Here is a 17,273-nt window from a genome sequence, read left to right on the forward strand (position 1 = left end):
GTGTTGAAGCTCCGACCCGAATCGTCAATCGCGATCACGCCATGCGGGCGACCGATGCGACGCTGAGTCCAGGCCGGACGTTCCAATCGTGGTTACTTGCCGGTCGCAGCAACGACATCCCGGCCGTAGTTGTCGTCGAGACGGACGATATCGTCTTCGCCAAGATACGAGCCCGATTGAACCTCGATCAGTTCAAGCGGAATCTTCCCCGGGTTCTGCAGCCGATGCGTCACGCCCAGCGGAATGTAGGTCGACTGATTCTCGCTCAGCAAAATGACCTGGTCGCCGTTGAAGACCCGCGCGGTACCGCGAACGACGACCCAGTGTTCAGCCCGATGGTGATGCATCTGCAAGCTGAGTGACGAGCCCGGATTGACGATGATGCGCTTGACCTGAAAGCGTTCGCCCTGGTCGATACTCTCGTATGAACCCCATGGCCGAATGACCTTCCGGTGCGTCACCGACTCGTGCCGCCCCGATGCACTGAGGCGCTCAACGATCTTCTTCACGCGCTCGGACTGATCGCGATGCGTGACGAGGACCGCGTCCGCCGTTTCGACGATGATCAAATCCTTGACGCCGATGGCCGTGACCATTCGATGATCGGCCCGGATATAACTATCGGAAACGTCGTCGGTCAGCACATCACCCGACAGCGTATTGCCCGTATCGTCGGTATCCGAAATATCTGCAAGCGCGGCCCACGAGCCGATATCGCTCCAGTTCAGGCCGGCTGCCGCGACCATCACCGCGTGGTCGGTTTTCTCCATCACCGCGTAGTCGATCGAGATGTTCGGGCATGCCTCGAATGCATCGGCGTCAAGTCGGACGAAATCCTCATCGCGCTTTGCCTGCTTGACCGATAGCGCAACCTGTTCGAGCACGGCCGGTTCGAATCGCTTGAGTTCGTCCAGATACACCGACGCCTTCAGCATGAACATACCGCTGTTCCAGTAGTAACCGCCTTCCGACACGAAGCGCGCCGCCGTATCCGCATCCGGCTTCTCGACGAACGCATCGACACGAAACGCGTCGTCATGCGACGTCAATGCGTTGCCGCTGCGGATGTAGCCGTATCCGGTGTGCGGCTTGGTCGGCTCGATACCGAACGTGACGAGATGCCCGCCGTTGGCGATAACGCGCGCCTTCTCGGCCAGATTTGCGAACACCGCCTCGCTCAGGATCACATGGTCGGACGGCAGCACGAGCAGCAATGCATCCGGCGACTGCTCCATCGCGAGCAACGCCGCCGCCGCAACCGCGGGCGCAGTATTGCGCCCGACCGGCTCCAGGACGACCGCCGACGCAGTCACGTCGATGCTGCGCAACTGATCGGCCACGATGAAGCGTTGTTCCGCATTCGTGATCATGATCGGCGCTTCGACACCGGGCACGCCCTGCAGACGCAGCACGGTCTGCTGAACCAGCGTGTGTTCTCCGGCCAACTTGAGGTACTGCTTCGGATAACCACCCCGGGACAATGGCCAGAGACGGGTGCCGCTACCGCCGCACAGGACTACAGGGAAGATGTTCACGTCAACTCCGTTCGATATACCTTCAATTTTTTCGCCCCGCCAGATCAGTACGACTCATTGATTCCAGCGACATCCGACCTGTATCACCGGGCATGCGCTCAGACGAGCGCGCCCGCCCGTGACGGCCAGGCCAGACCGATATCCTCTTCGTTCAGCGTCAGATTTGGACTGTATGAGGAATCATTCCGCAGCAGTTCTCCCCAGTGCTTTTGCATGTACTCGGTCTCGCGGTCGAATCGGGCCTGTTTGACGGGATCGTCCTCGTAACCACGCGTCGCCGACTCATGGTGATACAGCTCCGCATACGGAGTCCAAACGTTGCGATAGCCGGCCTTTTTCAAGCGGAGACAAAAATCGATATCGTTGAACGCAACGCCCAGATCCTGTTCGTTCATTCCCGCCACTTCACGATAGGCCGCCTTGCGCACGATCATGCATGCAGCGGTCACTGCGGAGAAGGCGCCGATCAGGCTGGCGCGACCGAAGTACCCGAACGATCCGCGAGGAACGTGCTTGTGCACATGTCCCGCCACGCCGCCAAGCCCGAGCACCACGCCGGCATGCTGGACAGTGTCGTTCGGATAGAGCAGTTTCGCGCCCACCGCGCCGACGCCGGGTTGCAATGCAATGCTGACCATTTCCGTCAACCAATCGGGAGAAATCACCTCGATATCGTTGTTGACCAGTCCGATGACCTCACCGCTCGCAACCTCGACGGCCGCATTGCACAATGCCGCGAAATTGAACGGCCGATCGTCGCGCAACACCCGGAAACGCGTGTCATTCTCAAGCGACGCGAGGTAGTTCAGCGTCTCGGGATCGTCCGAACCGTTGTCAACGATGACGATTTCGTAGCTTCCGTACGTCGTCTTGCCAACGATGCTCGCGACGCACTGCCGAATCAGGTTCAGCCCGTTGCGCGTCGGAATGATCAGGCTGACGAGCGGCACCGGATCCGGCATCGCATAACGCGCACGGTAGCCGTTTCCTGCGTACTCCGCCACACCGCGAACGCCCGTTCGCTCGAAGTGGTCGTTGAGTGCCCGCTCGCCGGCCACCACCGCGTAGGGCTTTGCGTCCGTTCCTGACGAGGTGCTTTCCGCGTGGACGCGCCAGTGATACAGCACCCTCGGAATATGATGAATTGCCGCAGCGCCTGCCCGGTCGACACAACGCAGGGCCAGATCATAGTCCTGGGACCCTTCATACCCTTCGCGGAAACCGCCGACCTCGTCGAGCAGGGCCTTTTGAAATACCCCCAGATGACTGAACATATTCTGCGAAAGGAACAGATCGGGATTCCAGTCACACTTGAAGTACGGTTCACGACGCTTGCCCGAGCCATCGATCTTGTCTTCATCAGAATAGATCATCCGAATCGACGGATCGCGCTCTATCGCATCCGCGACGCAATAGAGCGCGTGCTCCGGCAACAGGTCATCGTGATCGAACAGCGCGACCCACGTGCCCGCCACGAGTTCGAGCGCAGAATTCGATGCGGCCGAAATATGGCCGTTCTTCTGCCGGAACGCGACCTTGATCCGCGGGTCCTGGGAAGCATAACGTTCGAGCAGCGGGCGGATGGCCGGATTCGTCGACACGTCGTCGGCAATGCAGAGTTCCCAATGCGGATAAAGTTGTCCGCGGATGGACTCAATTGCCTCCGCAAGCCACGCGGGATCGGGATTGTAGACGGGCATCACTACCGAAATCAGCGGCGGATTCGAGAAGCCAGCGATTCGCTCGCGAATGGCCACCCGGGTTGCATCGTCAACCTGATCGTAACGGCGCACCCATTCTGCGTAGAGAACCGGGTCGATGACACCCGGAGCGCCCGCGCGCAACCATGCAATCCGGCTCTTGACGCCGGCGACCCCTTCCCGGCGGAAGATGCCGTAAGCCTTGCGCACGACCAGTCGCAATCCACCGTCACCTGCCACCCGGTTCACGAACGAACGTGCTTTGCGCAACTTCATCGGTTCAGCACCCAGCCATACTGGCGTTCGACTTCACAACCATCACTCCCCCACCGACGCAGCATATTGCGATACGACGTCGTCGACCTCTCCGAAAGCACGCACTCGCCCGCGCTCCATCCAGAGCGCCTTGTTGCACACCTTGCGGATTTCCTTGTTCGAGTGCATCGCGAGCACAACGATCTCGGCACGGTCGTGCAGTTCCTCGAGACGGGCCTCGGCCTTGTGCATGAACGACGCATCGCCCACGCCCATGACTTCGTCGAGCAGCAGGATCTCGGCATCGACCGCCGTCGAAACGGCAAAGGCGAGCCGCATCTTCATGCCGCTCGAATAGGTACGGATAGGTAGATCGAGGTAGTCGCCCAATTCGCTGAATTCGGCAATATCGCTCTGCTTTCTGCGAATCTCCGCGTCGGTCATGCCGAGCAGCAGGCCGCGCAACCGGATGTTCTGCATGCCGGTCGAGTTCTCGTCCATACCGAGACTGATGTCGAGCAGCGGCACGGCCTTGCCTACTCGCGACAGCGAGCCGGCCGTCGGAGGATAAATGCCGGCCATCGCGCGCAGCAGCGTCGACTTTCCCGCGCCGTTGTGGCCGATGAGCCCCACGCGATCGCCGCGATCGAAGCGGAAACTCAGATCGTCGAGTGCACGGACGACGATGACGCCGTCATTACCCTCCGCAATCCGGTTACGTCGCCCCATGCGAAGCACCTGCTTCTTCAGCGAGCGGCCCTGGACGTCATAGATCGGCAGATCCAGCGTCACGTTCTTCAGTTCAATGTGTGCCATGTCGCTCCCTTCAGACCCAGTACGGAAGACGTTTCAGATAACGACCGGTCATGAGCAGTGCGATCGGCCATCCAACGATCGCCATGCCGATGGTCACTCCCCACGTCAGCGCGCTCGGCATTTGTCCGATCAGCGGACCGCGAACGACATCGATCAGGTACGCAAGCGGATTCCATTCGACGATGAACGAAAAGCGATTCAGCGCGTCGGGACGAAAGATGATGGGCGTCACATAGAATGCGACCTGAAGCAGCGCACCAATGATTTGCGGAAGGTCGCGAAAACGTGCCGACAACAGACTTGTCAGCATGGCGATCCACATCGCATTCAGCACATACAGAAGCAGCCCAGGAATGAACATCGGCAGCGTCTCCCAGCTCTTGACGCCAAAGATCATCAGAAGACCGATGACGATCACGAAGTTGTGCGCCAGCACGATCAGATTCCGCCATACGACTTGCAGAATGTAGATCAGCTTCGGCGTGGGCACCTGGCGAATGTAGGCGCCGCTGCTGATATACGCGATGCTCCCTTCCTGGATCGTCTGCGAGAAAAGCCCCCACAGCACGATACTCGATGCGAGAAACGGCAGGTACTCGTTCATCTTTTGTCCGAACAACGTACCGTAGACCACGCCAAGCGACGTAATCATCACGCCCATGCTGATCGTGAGCCAGAACGGTCCGACTCTCGAGCGGGCATAGCGCTGCCGGATTTCGAGCCAGCCAAGCAGCGTCCACAACCGCCACGAGGCAATGCTCTGTTTGAGGTCAGCAAGTGAAAGAGTCAGCATGCAAGCTTTCTAGTTGAATGAGATTGAAAAATGGGGTGCCGGCGCATCAAAGCGCCCCGGTACGACCGGTCAGTCCGTGCCAGATCCCGAGCAACGACAGCCGCAGGTGCGCGAAGCGAGGCTGCATGAACAGCGCATAGATCGCGAGCCGGACCGGCATCTTGACGAGTTCCGTCGACTTCCAGCTCCACGGAACATAAGCGCGCCGGATCAGCGCGATCGCGTTGCGGAACAGATAGTAATGCCGAACCGGGCCGTGTCCGGGATAGCTTCGCCCGAACACCTTGACCGGTTCGCCGCCCAATTCGTGCGTCAGCCGCAACGCTGGCGCGCCGAGCACCGAATATCCCATCGAGCGAGCGCGGACACACCATTCCAGATCGACGAAGTCGATGAACAACGAGTCGTCCATCGGACCGATGTCGCGCCACACATCGAGATTCACGCACGACCCCGACGTGATCAGAAAGTCGACTTCGACCGGCTGCACACCCTTCGGCTGAACCCGGCGCAGCTTCACGTACCCGAATCGAACGAACGGCGCGACACCGCCCAGCCGTGCGTCCTCGTACGCGGGGCCAACGAGTGCCACGCGACGATTGCGCATGCGCTCGGTCGCCATTGTCCGAGGCAGTTCGATCAGCAGTTCGTCCGATGGCTCACTATCCTGATCGAACAGCAATACCGACGTACAGTTCGCCGCAGCCAGGCGTTCGATACCCTGGTTGAGCGCAGTCGCGATCCCAAGATTGGCGCCGTTCGCGACATAGTCGATACGCGCGTCGAGCCCGAGCGCGCCCGGCGCACTGATGCTCTCCGTGTTGTCCACCACCACGCAGGGCCATACTTGGGCGAGCCGATTCGCGCGAGCCACGCAACCGCTATCTGGTCGATAGAACACGATGACGACACCGGCCCGCTCCTGAACCGCGGAATTCTGATTCAAGTTACTCACTCAGGCACAGCTTCAATGCATCGGCCCAGTCCGGCAACCGCAGCCCGAATGCTTCGGTCAGCTTGTCGTGCGACAGTCGCGAATTGGACGGACGCTTGGCGGGAACCGGGTAGTCGCTCGCCGGAATCGGCAACACCTTCGGCGCACGCTCGCCCATCGCGTGGGCGAAGATTGCCTCGGCAAACCCGTGCCACGACGTCGCGCCTGCCGACGTGAAGTGATAAACGCCGGAACGCTGCGCCCACCAGCCCGCGTCATCGGCCGCCAACGCCTGCGTGACGATGTGCGAGGTCGCGGTGGCGATCGTCTTCGACCACGTCGGCGCGCCAACCTGATCCGCGACGACGCGCAGTTCCGGACGTTCGCTGCCGAGCTTCAGCATCGTCAGCAGGAAGTTCTTGCCGCGACGGCCGTACACCCAGCTCGTCCGCAGAATCAAGTGCGCGCAACCCGTCGCCGCGATGGCCTGCTCGCCCTCAAGCTTGGTCAGCCCGTACACGTTCTGCGGATTGGTCGCATCCGTTTCGACGTAGGCACCGTCTTTGGTCCCGTCGAACACGTAGTCGGTCGAATAATGAATCAGCGCTGCGCCGAGACGCGCCGCCTCCTCCGCAAAAGCGCGCGGAACTTCGGCATTCAGCCGGCGCGCGGCGTCAACGTCCGTCTCGGCCTTGTCGACCGCCGTATACGCGGCCGGATTCACGATGATCGACGGCTTCAGCCCGCGTACGACACTGCGCACCCGATCGAGATCGGACAGGTCGAGCATCGAGCGGTCGCACCCCACCACACGGCCGAGACCTTGCAGCGAGCGCAGCAGTTCGAACCCGACCTGGCCATTCACACCCGTCACGAGGATCGTCGGCTCTGGAGTCACACCCACCTCACGCATAAACTTCGGCTTCGCTCAAACGCTTGCCGGCTGCGTCCTTCGCCGCCAGCAGCGGCTCGAAATCGATCGGCCACTCGATTCCGATCTCCGGGTCGTTCCACACGATGCTGCGCTCGTGTTCCGGAAACCAGTAGTCGGTCGTCTTGTAGAGGAACTGCGCGGCCTCCGACAGCACGACGAAGCCGTGTGCGAAACCGGGCGGCACCCACAGCTGCCGATGGTTGTCGTTCGACAGGACAACCCCTACCCACTTGCCGAAGTTCGGCGAATCCTTGCGAATGTCGACGGCCACGTCGAACACTTCGCCCTCGACCACGCGAACGAGCTTGCCCTGCGCGTGCTGGATCTGATAGTGCAGCCCGCGCAGCACGCCCTTCGACGAGCGTGAGTGGTTGTCCTGCACGAATTCGACGCCGGGTGCGACCTGCTCGGCGAATTCCTTCCCGTTGAAGCTTTCGTAGAAGAACCCGCGCGCGTCGCCGAACACCTTCGGCTCGATGATCTTGACTTCCGGCAGTGCCGTCGCCGTTACTTGGATGGCCATGCGACTTGATCCGTAAGAATGTTCTTGAGGTATTGACCGTATGCGTTCTTCGCGAGCGGCTGCGCCAGCTTCAGCACTTGCTCCGCATCGATCCAGTTGCGGCGATAGGCGATTTCTTCCGGACATGCGACGACGAGACCCTGCCGCTTCTGCAACGTCGCGATGAAGCTGGCCGCCTCGATCAGCGAATCGTGCGTGCCGGTATCGAGCCACGCATAACCGCGCCCCATGATCTCGACGTTCAGCGCACCGCTGTCGAGATAGCGCGAGTTGACATCGGTAATTTCCAGCTCGCCGCGCGGCGATGGCTTGATGTCGGCCGCGATGTCGCATACGCGGTTGTCGTAGAAATACAGGCCCGTCACTGCGTAGTTCGAACGCGGCTTCGCCGGCTTTTCCTCGATCGACAGCGCACGGAACGACTTGTCGAATTCGACGACGCCGTAACGCTCCGGGTCATGCACGTGATACGCAAACACGGTCGCGCCAGTTTCCTGTGCATGCGCGCGCTCCAGCTGCTTCGCCAGATCGTGCCCGTAGAAGATGTTGTCGCCGAGAATCAGCGCCGACGGATCGTTGCCGACGAACGCCTTGCCGATGATGAACGCCTGCGCGAGACCGTCGGGCGACGGCTGCACCGCGTACTGGATGTTCATCCCCCACTGGCTGCCGTCGCCGAGCATCGCTTCGAAGCGCGGCGTGTCCTGCGGCGTGGAGATGATCAATACATCGCGAATGCCCGCGACCATCAACGTCGACAGCGGGTAGTAGATCATCGGCTTGTCGTACACCGGCAGCAGCTGCTTGGAGACGACGTGCGTGATCGGATACAGCCGCGTGCCGGAACCACCGGCGAGAATGATGCCTTTACGTGCCATCGCTTCTCTCCTCAAGTGCGTTTCGCGTAGTTCGTCTCGACCCACTTGCGGTACTCGCCCGATGCGACCTCGTCGACCCAGACCTGATTGTCGAGATACCAGTCGACCGTCTTCGCCAGGCCAGTCTCGAACGTTTCCGCGGGCTTCCAGCCGAGCTCGCGTTCGAGCTTGCGCGCATCGATCGCGTAGCGGCGATCGTGGCCGGGCCGGTCCGTCACATAGGTGATCTGGTCGCGGTACGAACCCGCTGCCTTCGGGCGCGCCTTGTCGAGCAGGTCGCACAGCGTATGCACGACTTCGAGGTTCTTCTTCTCGTTCCAGCCGCCGACGTTGTACGTCTCGCCGGGCACACCGCGCGCGAGCACTTCGCGAATCGCGCTGCAGTGATCGCCGACGTACAGCCAGTCGCGCACGTTCTGGCCGTCGCCATACACTGGCAGCGGCTTGCCCGCGAGCGCGTTCGCGATCATCAGCGGAATCAGCTTCTCGGGGAACTGATACGGGCCGTAGTTGTTCGAACAGTTCGTCGTCAGCACCGGCAGGCCGTACGTATGATGGTATGCACGCACCAGATGGTCGGAACCCGCCTTCGTCGCCGAATACGGGCTGTTCGGCGCGTACGGCGTCGTTTCGGAGAATTGCGGGTCGGTGGCCGACAGCGAACCGAACACCTCGTCGGTCGACACGTGCAGGAAGCGGAACGCAGCCTTGTCGGCGTCGTTCAGTCCGTTCCAGTACTGGCGGGTCGCCTCGAGCAGCGTGAACGTGCCGACGACGTTGGTCTGCACGAAGTCCGCGGGGCCGTGGATCGAGCGATCGACGTGGCTTTCCGCGGCGAAGTGCAGTACCGCGCGGGGCTTGTGCTCGGCGAGGAGCGCATCGAGTGCGTCACGGTCGCAGATGTCGACGCGCGCAAACACGTGCTTCGGGTTCCCGTCCAGCGACTGCAGCGTGCGCAGGTTCCCTGCGTACGTCAGCTTGTCAACGTTGAGCACGGCTTCGTCGGATGCGCGCAGCCAGTCGAGTACAAAATTGGCACCGATAAAACCCGCGCCGCCCGTAACCAGGATCATGAGGCTCCCTCAAATAATGTGTGGCAGGCGTCATCAGGCGCCGGCCACATCAGATTCGCAAATGCTAGTAACTTGTGATTGCTACGTCAGACCGGGAATTTTAACCGGTCGACATGGCCTCCAAAGTCATGAAATGCTAATTTTGTTGGGGAAAATGATAATTATAGGGAGCCGCCCCCTGCAAAAGCCATGCCGCTAACAACTTGATACAGCGCTTCGAACCCTTTCCGAGCATGAAATTTCTTGCCAAATCAACCCGCCGTCGCAGAATGTAAATTGCGCCACGCTGCATTGATTGGATGATTTTTCCCGCGTTATCGATACTCGCAAAATCCGCCGCCCCATGCCCCTCCCCCCCATCGCCATCGGCGACATCCAAGGCTGTCATTCCGCTTTCCGGTCGCTGCTCGACAAGCTTTCGCCGCCAGCCGACACGCCGCTGTGGATCGCCGGCGACGTCGTCAACCGCGGACCCGGCTCGCTTGCCGCGCTACGTGCGGTCGTGGACCTCGGCCCATGCGCGACCGTCGTGCTCGGCAATCACGACCTTCACCTGCTCGCGGTCTCCGCCGGGCTGCGCACCGAGCGCCCGGGCGACACGATCGGCGAGATCCTCGACGCGCCGGATGCCGACGCGCTGCTCGACTGGGTGCGCCACCGCCCGTTCGTCCATGCGGAGGACGGAATGCTGCTCGTGCATGCGGGCGTACTGCCGCAATGGGACACCACGCTCGCGCTCGAACTCGCGGACGAACTGCAGCGTGCGCTGCGCGCGCCCGACTGGCGCGACACGCTGCAAGGCCTGTACGGCAATGAGCCGAATCAATGGAGTCCGAACCTGAAGAAGCGGGACCGGATGCGCGTCGCCTTCAACGCGTTCACGCGCGTACGCTTCTGCACGCCCGACGGCGCCATGGAATTCAAGGCGAACGGCGGCCCGGACAGCGCGCCGCCCGGCTACCTGCCGTGGTTCGACGTACCAGGGCGCCGCACGGAGGACGTGACGGTCGTGTTCGGGCACTGGGCCGCGCTTGGCCTGACGCTGCGCGACAACGTCGTCGCGCTCGATTCGGGATGCGTATGGGGGAACCAGTTGTCGGCCGTCAGGCTGACGGCAGACCCCGCGCAGCGTACGGTCACGCAGGTGCAGTGCGAAGCGTGCCGCTCACCGGGCGGCGAGTAACGACACGCCGATTCGCGCAAACGGGGTGCGCGTCAACCCTCGCGCCCCGGCACCGGCTCATCGGCCGCCGCATCGGCTGCCGCCCCGCCACCGAGCTCGGTCGCCGGATACGCATGCTTCTGCAACTCCGCGAGCGCCTCGGCCGACGGCTTGCCGACCGTCTCCTGCAACGTCGCCAGCGCGGCCGCGATCGCATCGCGCGCCGCCGCGGACGTCGCCCGCCGGTCGCCGCCCGGCGCAATCGGATCGCACACGTACAGATGCGCGACGAGCGGCCCGCCACGCAGCACCATGTCGAGTGACTTGCCGAGCGACAGGTCGCCCGTGTAGGCCGGCGCGACCGACTGACGCCCTTGCGCATCCTCGTACATCAGACAGATCGGCTGCACCGCGCAGCCGGCCGATACCGCGGCCTGGAACAGGTTCGCATGGAACGGCAGCAGCGCCTGGCCGTCGGACGTCGTCCCTTCCGGAAACACGCACATCACACCACCGTTGCGCAACCGCTCCGCCATCTCGTGCATCACCCGCATTGCCTCGGTGCGCTTCTCGCGCTGCAGAAACACGGTGTCGAGCTTCTCGGCCAGCCAACCGACCACCGGCCACTGCCGCACCTCGGCCTTCGACACGAACGGCGTCGGCCGCCACGCGTTGACGGTGTAGATGTCGAGCCACGACACATGGTTGCCGACGACGAGCGCACCCGCGTCGAGGCGCGCCGCGTCGTTGTGGACGACGACGCGCATCCCGCAGATCCGCAGCATCTTGACCGACCAGCGACGTATCAGCTCGGCGCGACGCGCGGGCGTGACATGCGAAAAACGCGGCGCGACGATCGCCATGCCGCGCAACAGGTGAAAAACGAGACGCAGCTTGCGAAGGGCGGTCATGGCGAGGATCCGGCGTGGTTCAGTGACGCTCGAATGCGACCTGCCCGGACACGAGCGTCGCGCGCACGGTGGCCGGCAGTTCGTAGCCGAGGAACGGCGAGTTGTGGCCCTGGCTCTTCAGCGCGCGCGGTTCGACGCGCCAGTGCGCGCGCGGATCGAACACGCACAGATCGGCCGCGCCGCCTTCGGCGAGGCGACCTGCCGGCAGCTGCAGCACGTCGGCCGGCGCCGACGTGATGCGGCGCAGCGCCTGCGCAAGCGGCGTACGCGTCTCGTCCGCCCACTTCAGCGTCAGCGACAGCAGCAGCTCGAGGCCCGTCGCGCCAGGCGTCGCTTCGCCGAACGGCAGCAGCTTCTCGTCGTCGTCGACCGGCGTGTGGTCGGAGCAGATCGCATCGATCGTGCCGTCGGCGAGCGCCACACGGATCGCCTCGCGGTCGCGCTCGCCGCGCAGCGGCGGATCGAGCCGGAACTGCGAGTCGAAATAGCCGATGTCGACGTCGATCAGGTGCAGATGGTTCACGCCGACGTCGCAGGTCACGGGCAGCCCTTCCGCCTTCGCCGCGCGCACGAGCGCGAGGCCGGCCGCGGACGACAGCCGCGCGAGGTGCACGCGCGCGCCCGTCACGCGCATCAGCTCGAAGATCGTGTGCAGCGCGATCGTCTCGGCCGCGACCGGCACGCCGGACAACCCGAGCCGCGACGCGAGTGCGCCGCTCGCGGCCACGCCGCCGCGGCCGATGAACGCGTCGAGCGGACGCAGCCACGTCGTGTAGCCGTAGGTGCTCGCGTACTGCAGCGCGCGCAGCAGCACCTGCGTGTCGCGCACCGGCACGTTCGCATGCGTGAAGCCGACGCAGCCGGACTCGGTCAGCGCGACCATCTCGGTGATCACTTCACCCTTGAGGCCGACGGTCAGCGCGCCCAGCGGGTGCACGTTCGCCTGGTGCAGGTTGCGCGCGCGGAACTTGAGCATCTCGACGAGGCCCGGCTCGTCGAGCACGGGGTCGGTATCCGGCGGGCACACGAGCGTCGTGACGCCGCCGGCGACGGCCGCGGCCATCTCGGACGCGAGCGTCGCCTTGTGTTCGTAGCCGGGCTCGCGCAGCCGCGCGCACAGGTCGACGAGGCCGGGCGCGACGATCAGGCCCGACGCGTCGATGGTCTTCGCGGCGTTGAAATCGGCCGGCGCCTTGCCGTCCTCGGCGATCGCGACGATCTTGCCGGCCGCGACGAATACATCGGCCTGCCGCTCGGTGCCGGCGACCGGATCGATCAGCGTGCCGCCTTTGATATGAATCTTCATGCGCTGTCAGTGAATGCGTTGATTGCGTGAATAAGGAGGCGCGAAAGCGGGCTCAGTCGCTGTTGCCGGCAACGATGCCCATCACCGCCATCCGCACGGCGATGCCGAACGTGACCTGGTTGAGGATCACCGACTGCGGGCCGTCGGCGACCTGCGAATCGATCTCGACGCCGCGGTTCATCGGGCCCGGGTGCATCACGATCGCGTCGGGCGCGGCGAGCGCGAGGCGCTCGGGCGTCAGGCCCCACGTCTTGAAGTACTCCTGCGCGGACGGCAGCAGCGCGCCGCTCATCCGTTCGTTCTGCAGGCGCAGCATGATGATCACGTCGACGCCCTTCAGCCCTTCGTCGAGGTTGTGGAACACCTTCACGCCCATCTGCTCGAGCCCGCCCGGCAGCAGCGTGCGCGGCCCGATCGCGCGCACTTCCGGCACGCCGAGCGTGGTGAGCGCATGGATGTCGGAGCGCGCGACGCGCGAATGCAGGATGTCGCCGACGATCGCCACGCGCAGCTTCGTGAAGTCGCGCTTGTAGTGACGGATCGTGTACATGTCGAGCAGGCCCTGCGTCGGGTGCGCGTGGCGGCCGTCGCCGGCATTGATCACGTGCACGTGCGGCGCGCAGTGCTCGGCAATCAGGTACGGTGCGCCGCTCGACGCATGGCGCACGACGAACAGATCGGCATGCATCGCCGACAGGTTGTTGATCGTGTCGAGCAGCGATTCGCCCTTGCTCGTCGACGACGCGTTGATGTTCAGGTTCAGCACGTCGGCCGACAGGCGCGTCGCGGCGATCTCGAAGGTCGTGCGCGTGCGCGTCGAGTTCTCGAAGAACAGGTTGAAGACGGACTTGCCGCGCAGGAGCGGCACCTTCTTCACTTCCCGGTCCGTCACGCTGACGAACTGCTCGGCCGTATCGAGGATATGGTTGACGATCGAGCGCGGCAGGCCCTCGATCGACAGCAGGTGCTTCAGCTCGCCGTTTTTCGTGAGCTGCGGGTTGCCCTTCAGGAACCCGTAGCGGAACCGGTCGGGGCTCGCGGCCGCGGCGGGATTGCCGGTGCGGCCAGTGGTGTCGGTGGTCATGGTGTGCGTGATTCCAACTATGCAAACGGGCCGCGGTGCAAACCAGCGGCCCGGGATACGGTTCGCGTGTCGTTCAGGCGCCGTGCGGGTCGACGCGCAGCGTGAACCGCGCGTCGTCACGCGCGAGCACGAGCGTCGCGCCGGCCGGCACGTCGAGCGTGCCGCCCGCGAAGCGTGCGGCGACCGGCAACTCGCGGCCGCCGCGATCGGCCAGCACCGCGAGCTCGACCGCGGCCGGACGGCCGTAGTCGAACAGCTCGTTAAGCGCCGCGCGCACGGTGCGCCCGGTGTACAGCACGTCGTCGACGAGCACGATGCGCGCGCCGTCGATCTCGAACGGCAGCGATGTCGGGCTGGCCTGGCTGTGGAGCCCCTTCTTCGCGTAGTCGTCGCGATGCAGCGCGACGTTCACGACGCCGAAGGCCGGCGCGCCGAGATCGCGTGCGAGACGCTCGGCCAGCCATGCGCCGCCGCTGTGAATGCCGGCGAGCCGCGGGCCGCCCGGTTCGGCGAACGCCGTGCCGTACGCGGCGCGGATCTGGTCGAGCAGGACGCGGTAAAGCGCCTCGGCATCAATGGTGCTCATGATCGGACAATTGATCGAGATACTGTTGAAGAATGACGCGGGCGGCCTCGGCATCGAGCATCTCCGCGCGGGCGCGGCCGCGCACGTTGCGCTCGCGCAGCCCGGCCTCGGCCTCGACCGACGAATAACGCTCGTCGACCCACGTGACGGGCAGCCCGAAGCGGCCGTTCAGCTGGTTGCCGAAGCGCTTCGCCTGCTGCGTCATGTCGTGCGGCGTGCCGTCCGGATGCATCGGCAGGCCGACGACGAGCGCGTCCGGCCGCCATTCGGCCAGCAGGTCGCCGACCGCCTTGAAACGGTGTTCGCGATTCAGGTTCTGGATCACGACGAGTGCACGGGCCGAGCGCGTCAGCGCGTTGCCGACCGCGACGCCGATCCGTTTTTCGCCGTAGTCGAACGCCAGGAGCGTCGCATCGCGCGCGCTCGCGCCGCTCATGCGTGCCCTGCTTCGCCGGACAACATCGACGAGCTGACGCCGAGCAGGCCGAGGGCGGCTTCGAAGCGCTCTTCGGCCGGCGTGTCGAACACGATGCGCGGATCGGCGGCCACGGTCAGCCACCCGTTGCGGGAAATTTCTTCCTCGAGCTGCCCCGCGCCCCAGCCGGCATGGCCGAGCGTCAGCAGGAAGCGTTTCGGGCCGGTGCCCGTCGCGACCGCCTCGAGCACGTCCTTCGACGTCGTCATCTCCAGCCCGCCGTCGACGGACATCGACGAGTTGTAGTTCGCGCCCTCGACCGGCTCGTGCAGCACGAAGCCGCGCTCGGTCTGGACCGGGCCGCCGAAGTACACGGGAATGTGCAGCAGCGGCTCGATGTCGAGCTTCAGGTCGATACGGTTGAACAGCGATTCGAGATCGATGTCGGTAGGACGATTGATGACGAGGCCGAGCGCACCGCGCTCGCTGTGATCGCAAAGATAGACCACCGTTCCCGAGAACGTCGGATCGGCCATGTTGGGCATGGCGATCAGGAACTGGTTGGTGAGATTGATGCGATCGGAAGGCTTTGACATGGTTTGAATTTTAGCAAAGACGCCGCGACCTGACCGGGCCGCGATCAACAAGCAACGCCGCGCCACGCTGGCAACGACGCGCGCGGATCACACGGCACTCTAACACGCGCGCGGGTGCTGTCGGCAGCGTGTTGCAGGCCCGCGCGACAAGGGGCGCCGCCATCTGCCCGTCCCCTCGTTCGTCAGGTCCGGCCGAGCGCCGTGCCGAGCGCGCCGGATGCCGCGGTGAGGTCCGGCGGCGCGACGCCGGCCGCGATCTTCAGCAGCGCCGCGCGCAGCATGTCGGACGCGTGGCCGTGCGCGTCGAGGCCGCCGTCCGCGAGCGGCATGCCGTGGGCGGCACGGCGCCATGCGAGGCCGAGCGTATCGGCCAGCAGTGCCGCGTGGCCGAGCCCGAGCGCGCACGCGGCCGTCCCGACCCGGTAGGCGGCGCCGGACGCGTGCCAGGCGGCGCCTGCGTCGGCTCGGGCCGGATCGGCGGCGAGGTCGGCCATCGACGCATCGGCCGTCTGCAGGAAATCCTCGTACGCATGCGCGTTGACGGTCACGACGCCGAGCGCGCGGGTCGGCGCGACGGCGACCGCATCGTGCTCGGCCCGCGCGGCATCGGCTTCCCACAACGCCTCGGACGCCGGCGTGCCGGCGACGTGCCAGTCGACCGTCAGCCCGTAGTCGTGCAGCACCTCGACGAGCGCGACGTCCTCGGCCGCGGCGCCAAACAGCGCGAAATCGCGCCACAGCAGCGCCACCGTCTCGCGCACGAGCTCGGGCGGCGCACTGCGCCGGCCCCGCACCTGTTCGGCGAGCAGCAGGTTGGTCCGCGCGAGAAAGCGTTTCAGCTCGGGCGCGCCGCTTGCGCGCAGCGCGCGCAGGCACGCGTTCGCGAGCCGCCAGAAATCGTACGGCCCGTCGTCGGCGAGCGCGACCTGCATCGCATCGAGTTCGTCCAGCGCCGCGTCGGGCGCGCCGCGCTCTACGCGCAGCAGCCCGAGCAGCGCCTGCTCGTAGCGGGCGCGGATCCGGGCCGCTAACGCGTCGGGCAGCGCGCGCAACGTGGCCGGCGGCACCGCGCGGCCGACCAGCGCGAGCGCGTCGGGCGGCGCGCTGGCACGCAGGTCGGCGGCGCTTTGCGCGCGCAGTGCACGGAAATGGTCGAGGAGAACGGGCGAGCACGCGAGCTCGCGCAGGTTGTGACGCCCGACGGCCGCGCGGAAGTCGCGCAGCGCGCCACGCCAGCCGGCCGACGTCGGCTCGGCGGCGACCAGCGGCGCGGCGGCCGCCAGTTGCCCGGCGAACCGCGCGGCCGGCAGCCAGCCGGCTTCCGCCAGCACCGCCGCGGCGGCGGACAGCGGCGCAGCCGCATCGTCGTGCCGCCCGAATGCGTCGGCGGCCGCCGCAAGCCATGCGTCGGCCGCGCGCACGGCCCCGCCGCGCGGGTTGGGCAGTGCGTCAGGGTGGGGAACGTTCGCCGGATCGGACGTCATGGACACGCGCGCCTGTCATCGTCAAGTCGCTCGCCCGAACCGCGGCGCGCGAGCGCCGGGCCGATGCGAGGCCGGAGCGGAGTGTCCGTGGGCCAGCGGTCCGATCAGATCTGGACCATCTCGAAGTCTTCCTTGCGAGCGCCGCATTCGGGGCACGTCCAGTTGATCGGGACGTCTTCCCAGCGCGTGCCCGGGGCAATGCCCTCTTCCGGCAGCCCGGCTTCTTCGTCGTAAATCCAGCCACAAATCAGGCACATCCAGCTCTTGTATTCCATCTTAGCCGCGTCG

Annotated in this window: 18 protein-coding genes; 1 reads left to right on the forward strand and 17 read right to left on the reverse strand. The window is 64.9% G+C overall.

The genetic code is table 11. The features are described from left to right. Positions 1-92: 92 nt before the first annotated feature. The 9 genes from HWX00_RS17715 to rfbB form a co-directional block, all read right to left on the reverse strand. Complete coding sequence (locus HWX00_RS17715; RefSeq protein WP_034187274.1) at positions 93-1,535, reverse strand: mannose-1-phosphate guanylyltransferase/mannose-6-phosphate isomerase; 1,443 nt, start codon at positions 1,533-1,535, stop codon at positions 93-95. 98 nt (positions 1,536-1,633) lie between these two features. Continuing rightward, complete coding sequence (locus HWX00_RS17720; protein ID WP_059557223.1) at positions 1,634-3,511, reverse strand: glycosyltransferase family 2 protein; 1,878 nt, start codon at positions 3,509-3,511, stop codon at positions 1,634-1,636. A 42-nt stretch (positions 3,512-3,553) separates the two neighbouring features. Continuing rightward, the gene (locus HWX00_RS17725) at positions 3,554-4,306 is read right to left on the reverse strand and encodes an ABC transporter ATP-binding protein (RefSeq protein ID WP_034187272.1); all 753 of its coding nucleotides are present in this window, start codon (positions 4,304-4,306) and stop codon (positions 3,554-3,556) included. A 10-nt stretch (positions 4,307-4,316) separates the two neighbouring features. After that, positions 4,317-5,099 (reverse strand): ABC transporter permease, encoded by a 783-nt coding sequence (locus HWX00_RS17730; protein ID WP_034187271.1) that lies wholly within the window; start codon positions 5,097-5,099, stop codon positions 4,317-4,319. Between the two features lie 46 nt (positions 5,100-5,145). Further along, on the reverse strand, positions 5,146-6,045 hold the full coding sequence (locus HWX00_RS17735) for a glycosyltransferase family 2 protein (RefSeq protein WP_264166316.1): 900 nt from the start codon (positions 6,043-6,045) through the stop codon (positions 5,146-5,148). Between the two features lies 1 nt (position 6,046). Beyond that, entirely contained in the window at positions 6,047-6,946 is a 900-nt protein-coding gene (gene rfbD, locus HWX00_RS17740; protein WP_175027350.1) for a dTDP-4-dehydrorhamnose reductase, read from the reverse strand. Beyond that, positions 6,939-7,490: a dTDP-4-dehydrorhamnose 3,5-epimerase gene (gene rfbC, locus HWX00_RS17745; RefSeq protein ID WP_011544743.1), complete on the reverse strand. Its 552-nt coding sequence runs from the start codon at positions 7,488-7,490 to the stop codon at positions 6,939-6,941. The genes rfbD and rfbC overlap by 8 nt, the downstream gene beginning before the upstream one ends. Beyond that, entirely contained in the window at positions 7,475-8,368 is an 894-nt protein-coding gene (gene rfbA, locus HWX00_RS17750; protein ID WP_175027349.1) for a glucose-1-phosphate thymidylyltransferase RfbA, read from the reverse strand. The genes rfbC and rfbA overlap by 16 nt, the downstream gene beginning before the upstream one ends. Positions 8,369-8,379: 11 nt before the next feature. Beyond that, positions 8,380-9,441, reverse strand: coding sequence for a dTDP-glucose 4,6-dehydratase (gene rfbB / locus HWX00_RS17755; RefSeq protein WP_034187267.1), 1,062 nt, complete (start codon positions 9,439-9,441; stop codon positions 8,380-8,382). A 343-nt stretch (positions 9,442-9,784) separates the two neighbouring features. Here rfbB and HWX00_RS17760 point away from each other — a divergent pair, with 343 nt between their 5' ends. Beyond that, complete coding sequence (locus tag HWX00_RS17760; RefSeq protein ID WP_175027348.1) at positions 9,785-10,624, forward strand: symmetrical bis(5'-nucleosyl)-tetraphosphatase; 840 nt, start codon at positions 9,785-9,787, stop codon at positions 10,622-10,624. A gap of 32 nt (positions 10,625-10,656) precedes the next feature. Here HWX00_RS17760 and HWX00_RS17765 read toward each other — a convergent pair whose 3' ends face one another. The 8 genes from HWX00_RS17765 to HWX00_RS17800 form a co-directional block, all read right to left on the reverse strand. Continuing rightward, positions 10,657-11,514: a lysophospholipid acyltransferase family protein gene (locus tag HWX00_RS17765; RefSeq protein ID WP_175027347.1), complete on the reverse strand. Its 858-nt coding sequence runs from the start codon at positions 11,512-11,514 to the stop codon at positions 10,657-10,659. Positions 11,515-11,533: 19 nt separating this feature from the next. Next, a complete protein-coding gene (locus HWX00_RS17770; RefSeq protein WP_034187264.1) occupies positions 11,534-12,820 on the reverse strand; it encodes a dihydroorotase in 1,287 nt (428 codons plus the stop codon). Positions 12,821-12,872: 52 nt separating this feature from the next. Further along, a complete protein-coding gene (locus tag HWX00_RS17775) occupies positions 12,873-13,904 on the reverse strand; it encodes an aspartate carbamoyltransferase catalytic subunit (RefSeq protein ID WP_006476735.1) in 1,032 nt (343 codons plus the stop codon). A gap of 73 nt (positions 13,905-13,977) precedes the next feature. Then, positions 13,978-14,490 carry a bifunctional pyr operon transcriptional regulator/uracil phosphoribosyltransferase PyrR gene (pyrR, locus tag HWX00_RS17780; RefSeq protein WP_034187263.1) on the reverse strand — a complete coding sequence of 171 codons (513 nt, stop codon included), beginning with the start codon at positions 14,488-14,490 and terminating at the stop codon, positions 13,978-13,980. Then, positions 14,477-14,926 carry a Holliday junction resolvase RuvX gene (gene ruvX / locus HWX00_RS17785; RefSeq protein ID WP_011351144.1) on the reverse strand — a complete coding sequence of 150 codons (450 nt, stop codon included), beginning with the start codon at positions 14,924-14,926 and terminating at the stop codon, positions 14,477-14,479. Before ruvX ends, pyrR begins: the two co-directional genes overlap by 14 nt. Continuing rightward, a complete protein-coding gene (locus tag HWX00_RS17790; protein ID WP_034187262.1) occupies positions 14,923-15,501 on the reverse strand; it encodes a YqgE/AlgH family protein in 579 nt (192 codons plus the stop codon). The genes ruvX and HWX00_RS17790 overlap by 4 nt, the downstream gene beginning before the upstream one ends. A gap of 182 nt (positions 15,502-15,683) precedes the next feature. Beyond that, complete coding sequence (locus HWX00_RS17795) at positions 15,684-16,985, reverse strand: hypothetical protein (RefSeq protein ID WP_034187261.1); 1,302 nt, start codon at positions 16,983-16,985, stop codon at positions 15,684-15,686. Between the two features lie 104 nt (positions 16,986-17,089). Continuing rightward, entirely contained in the window at positions 17,090-17,260 is a 171-nt protein-coding gene (locus tag HWX00_RS17800) for a rubredoxin (RefSeq protein WP_004186709.1), read from the reverse strand. Between the last annotated feature and the right edge of the window lie 13 nt (positions 17,261-17,273).

The organism is Burkholderia seminalis DSM 23518, from assembly GCF_902832885.1.
Taxonomy (GTDB): domain Bacteria; phylum Pseudomonadota; class Gammaproteobacteria; order Burkholderiales; family Burkholderiaceae; genus Burkholderia; species Burkholderia seminalis.

Coding starts and splice junctions, on each gene's coding strand:
- rfbD (WP_175027350.1), bottom strand. CDS start 6,946: ATGCGTGAGGTGGGTGTGACTCCAGAGCCGACGATCCTCGTGACGGGT.
- HWX00_RS17800 (WP_004186709.1), bottom strand. CDS start 17,260: ATGGAATACAAGAGCTGGATGTGCCTGATTTGTGGCTGGATTTACGAC.
- HWX00_RS17770 (WP_034187264.1), bottom strand. CDS start 12,820: ATGAAGATTCATATCAAAGGCGGCACGCTGATCGATCCGGTCGCCGGC.
- pyrR (WP_034187263.1), bottom strand. CDS start 14,490: ATGAGCACCATTGATGCCGAGGCGCTTTACCGCGTCCTGCTCGACCAG.
- HWX00_RS17725 (WP_034187272.1), bottom strand. CDS start 4,306: ATGGCACACATTGAACTGAAGAACGTGACGCTGGATCTGCCGATCTAT.
- HWX00_RS17720 (WP_059557223.1), bottom strand. CDS start 3,511: ATGAAGTTGCGCAAAGCACGTTCGTTCGTGAACCGGGTGGCAGGTGAC.
- HWX00_RS17765 (WP_175027347.1), bottom strand. CDS start 11,514: ATGACCGCCCTTCGCAAGCTGCGTCTCGTTTTTCACCTGTTGCGCGGC.
- ruvX (WP_011351144.1), bottom strand. CDS start 14,926: ATGAGCGGCGCGAGCGCGCGCGATGCGACGCTCCTGGCGTTCGACTAC.
- HWX00_RS17760 (WP_175027348.1), top strand. CDS start 9,785: ATGCCCCTCCCCCCCATCGCCATCGGCGACATCCAAGGCTGTCATTCC.
- HWX00_RS17790 (WP_034187262.1), bottom strand. CDS start 15,501: ATGTCAAAGCCTTCCGATCGCATCAATCTCACCAACCAGTTCCTGATC.
- HWX00_RS17795 (WP_034187261.1), bottom strand. CDS start 16,985: ATGACGTCCGATCCGGCGAACGTTCCCCACCCTGACGCACTGCCCAAC.
- HWX00_RS17730 (WP_034187271.1), bottom strand. CDS start 5,099: ATGCTGACTCTTTCACTTGCTGACCTCAAACAGAGCATTGCCTCGTGG.
- rfbC (WP_011544743.1), bottom strand. CDS start 7,490: ATGGCCATCCAAGTAACGGCGACGGCACTGCCGGAAGTCAAGATCATC.
- rfbB (WP_034187267.1), bottom strand. CDS start 9,441: ATGATCCTGGTTACGGGCGGCGCGGGTTTTATCGGTGCCAATTTTGTA.
- HWX00_RS17775 (WP_006476735.1), bottom strand. CDS start 13,904: ATGACCACCGACACCACTGGCCGCACCGGCAATCCCGCCGCGGCCGCG.
- rfbA (WP_175027349.1), bottom strand. CDS start 8,368: ATGGCACGTAAAGGCATCATTCTCGCCGGTGGTTCCGGCACGCGGCTG.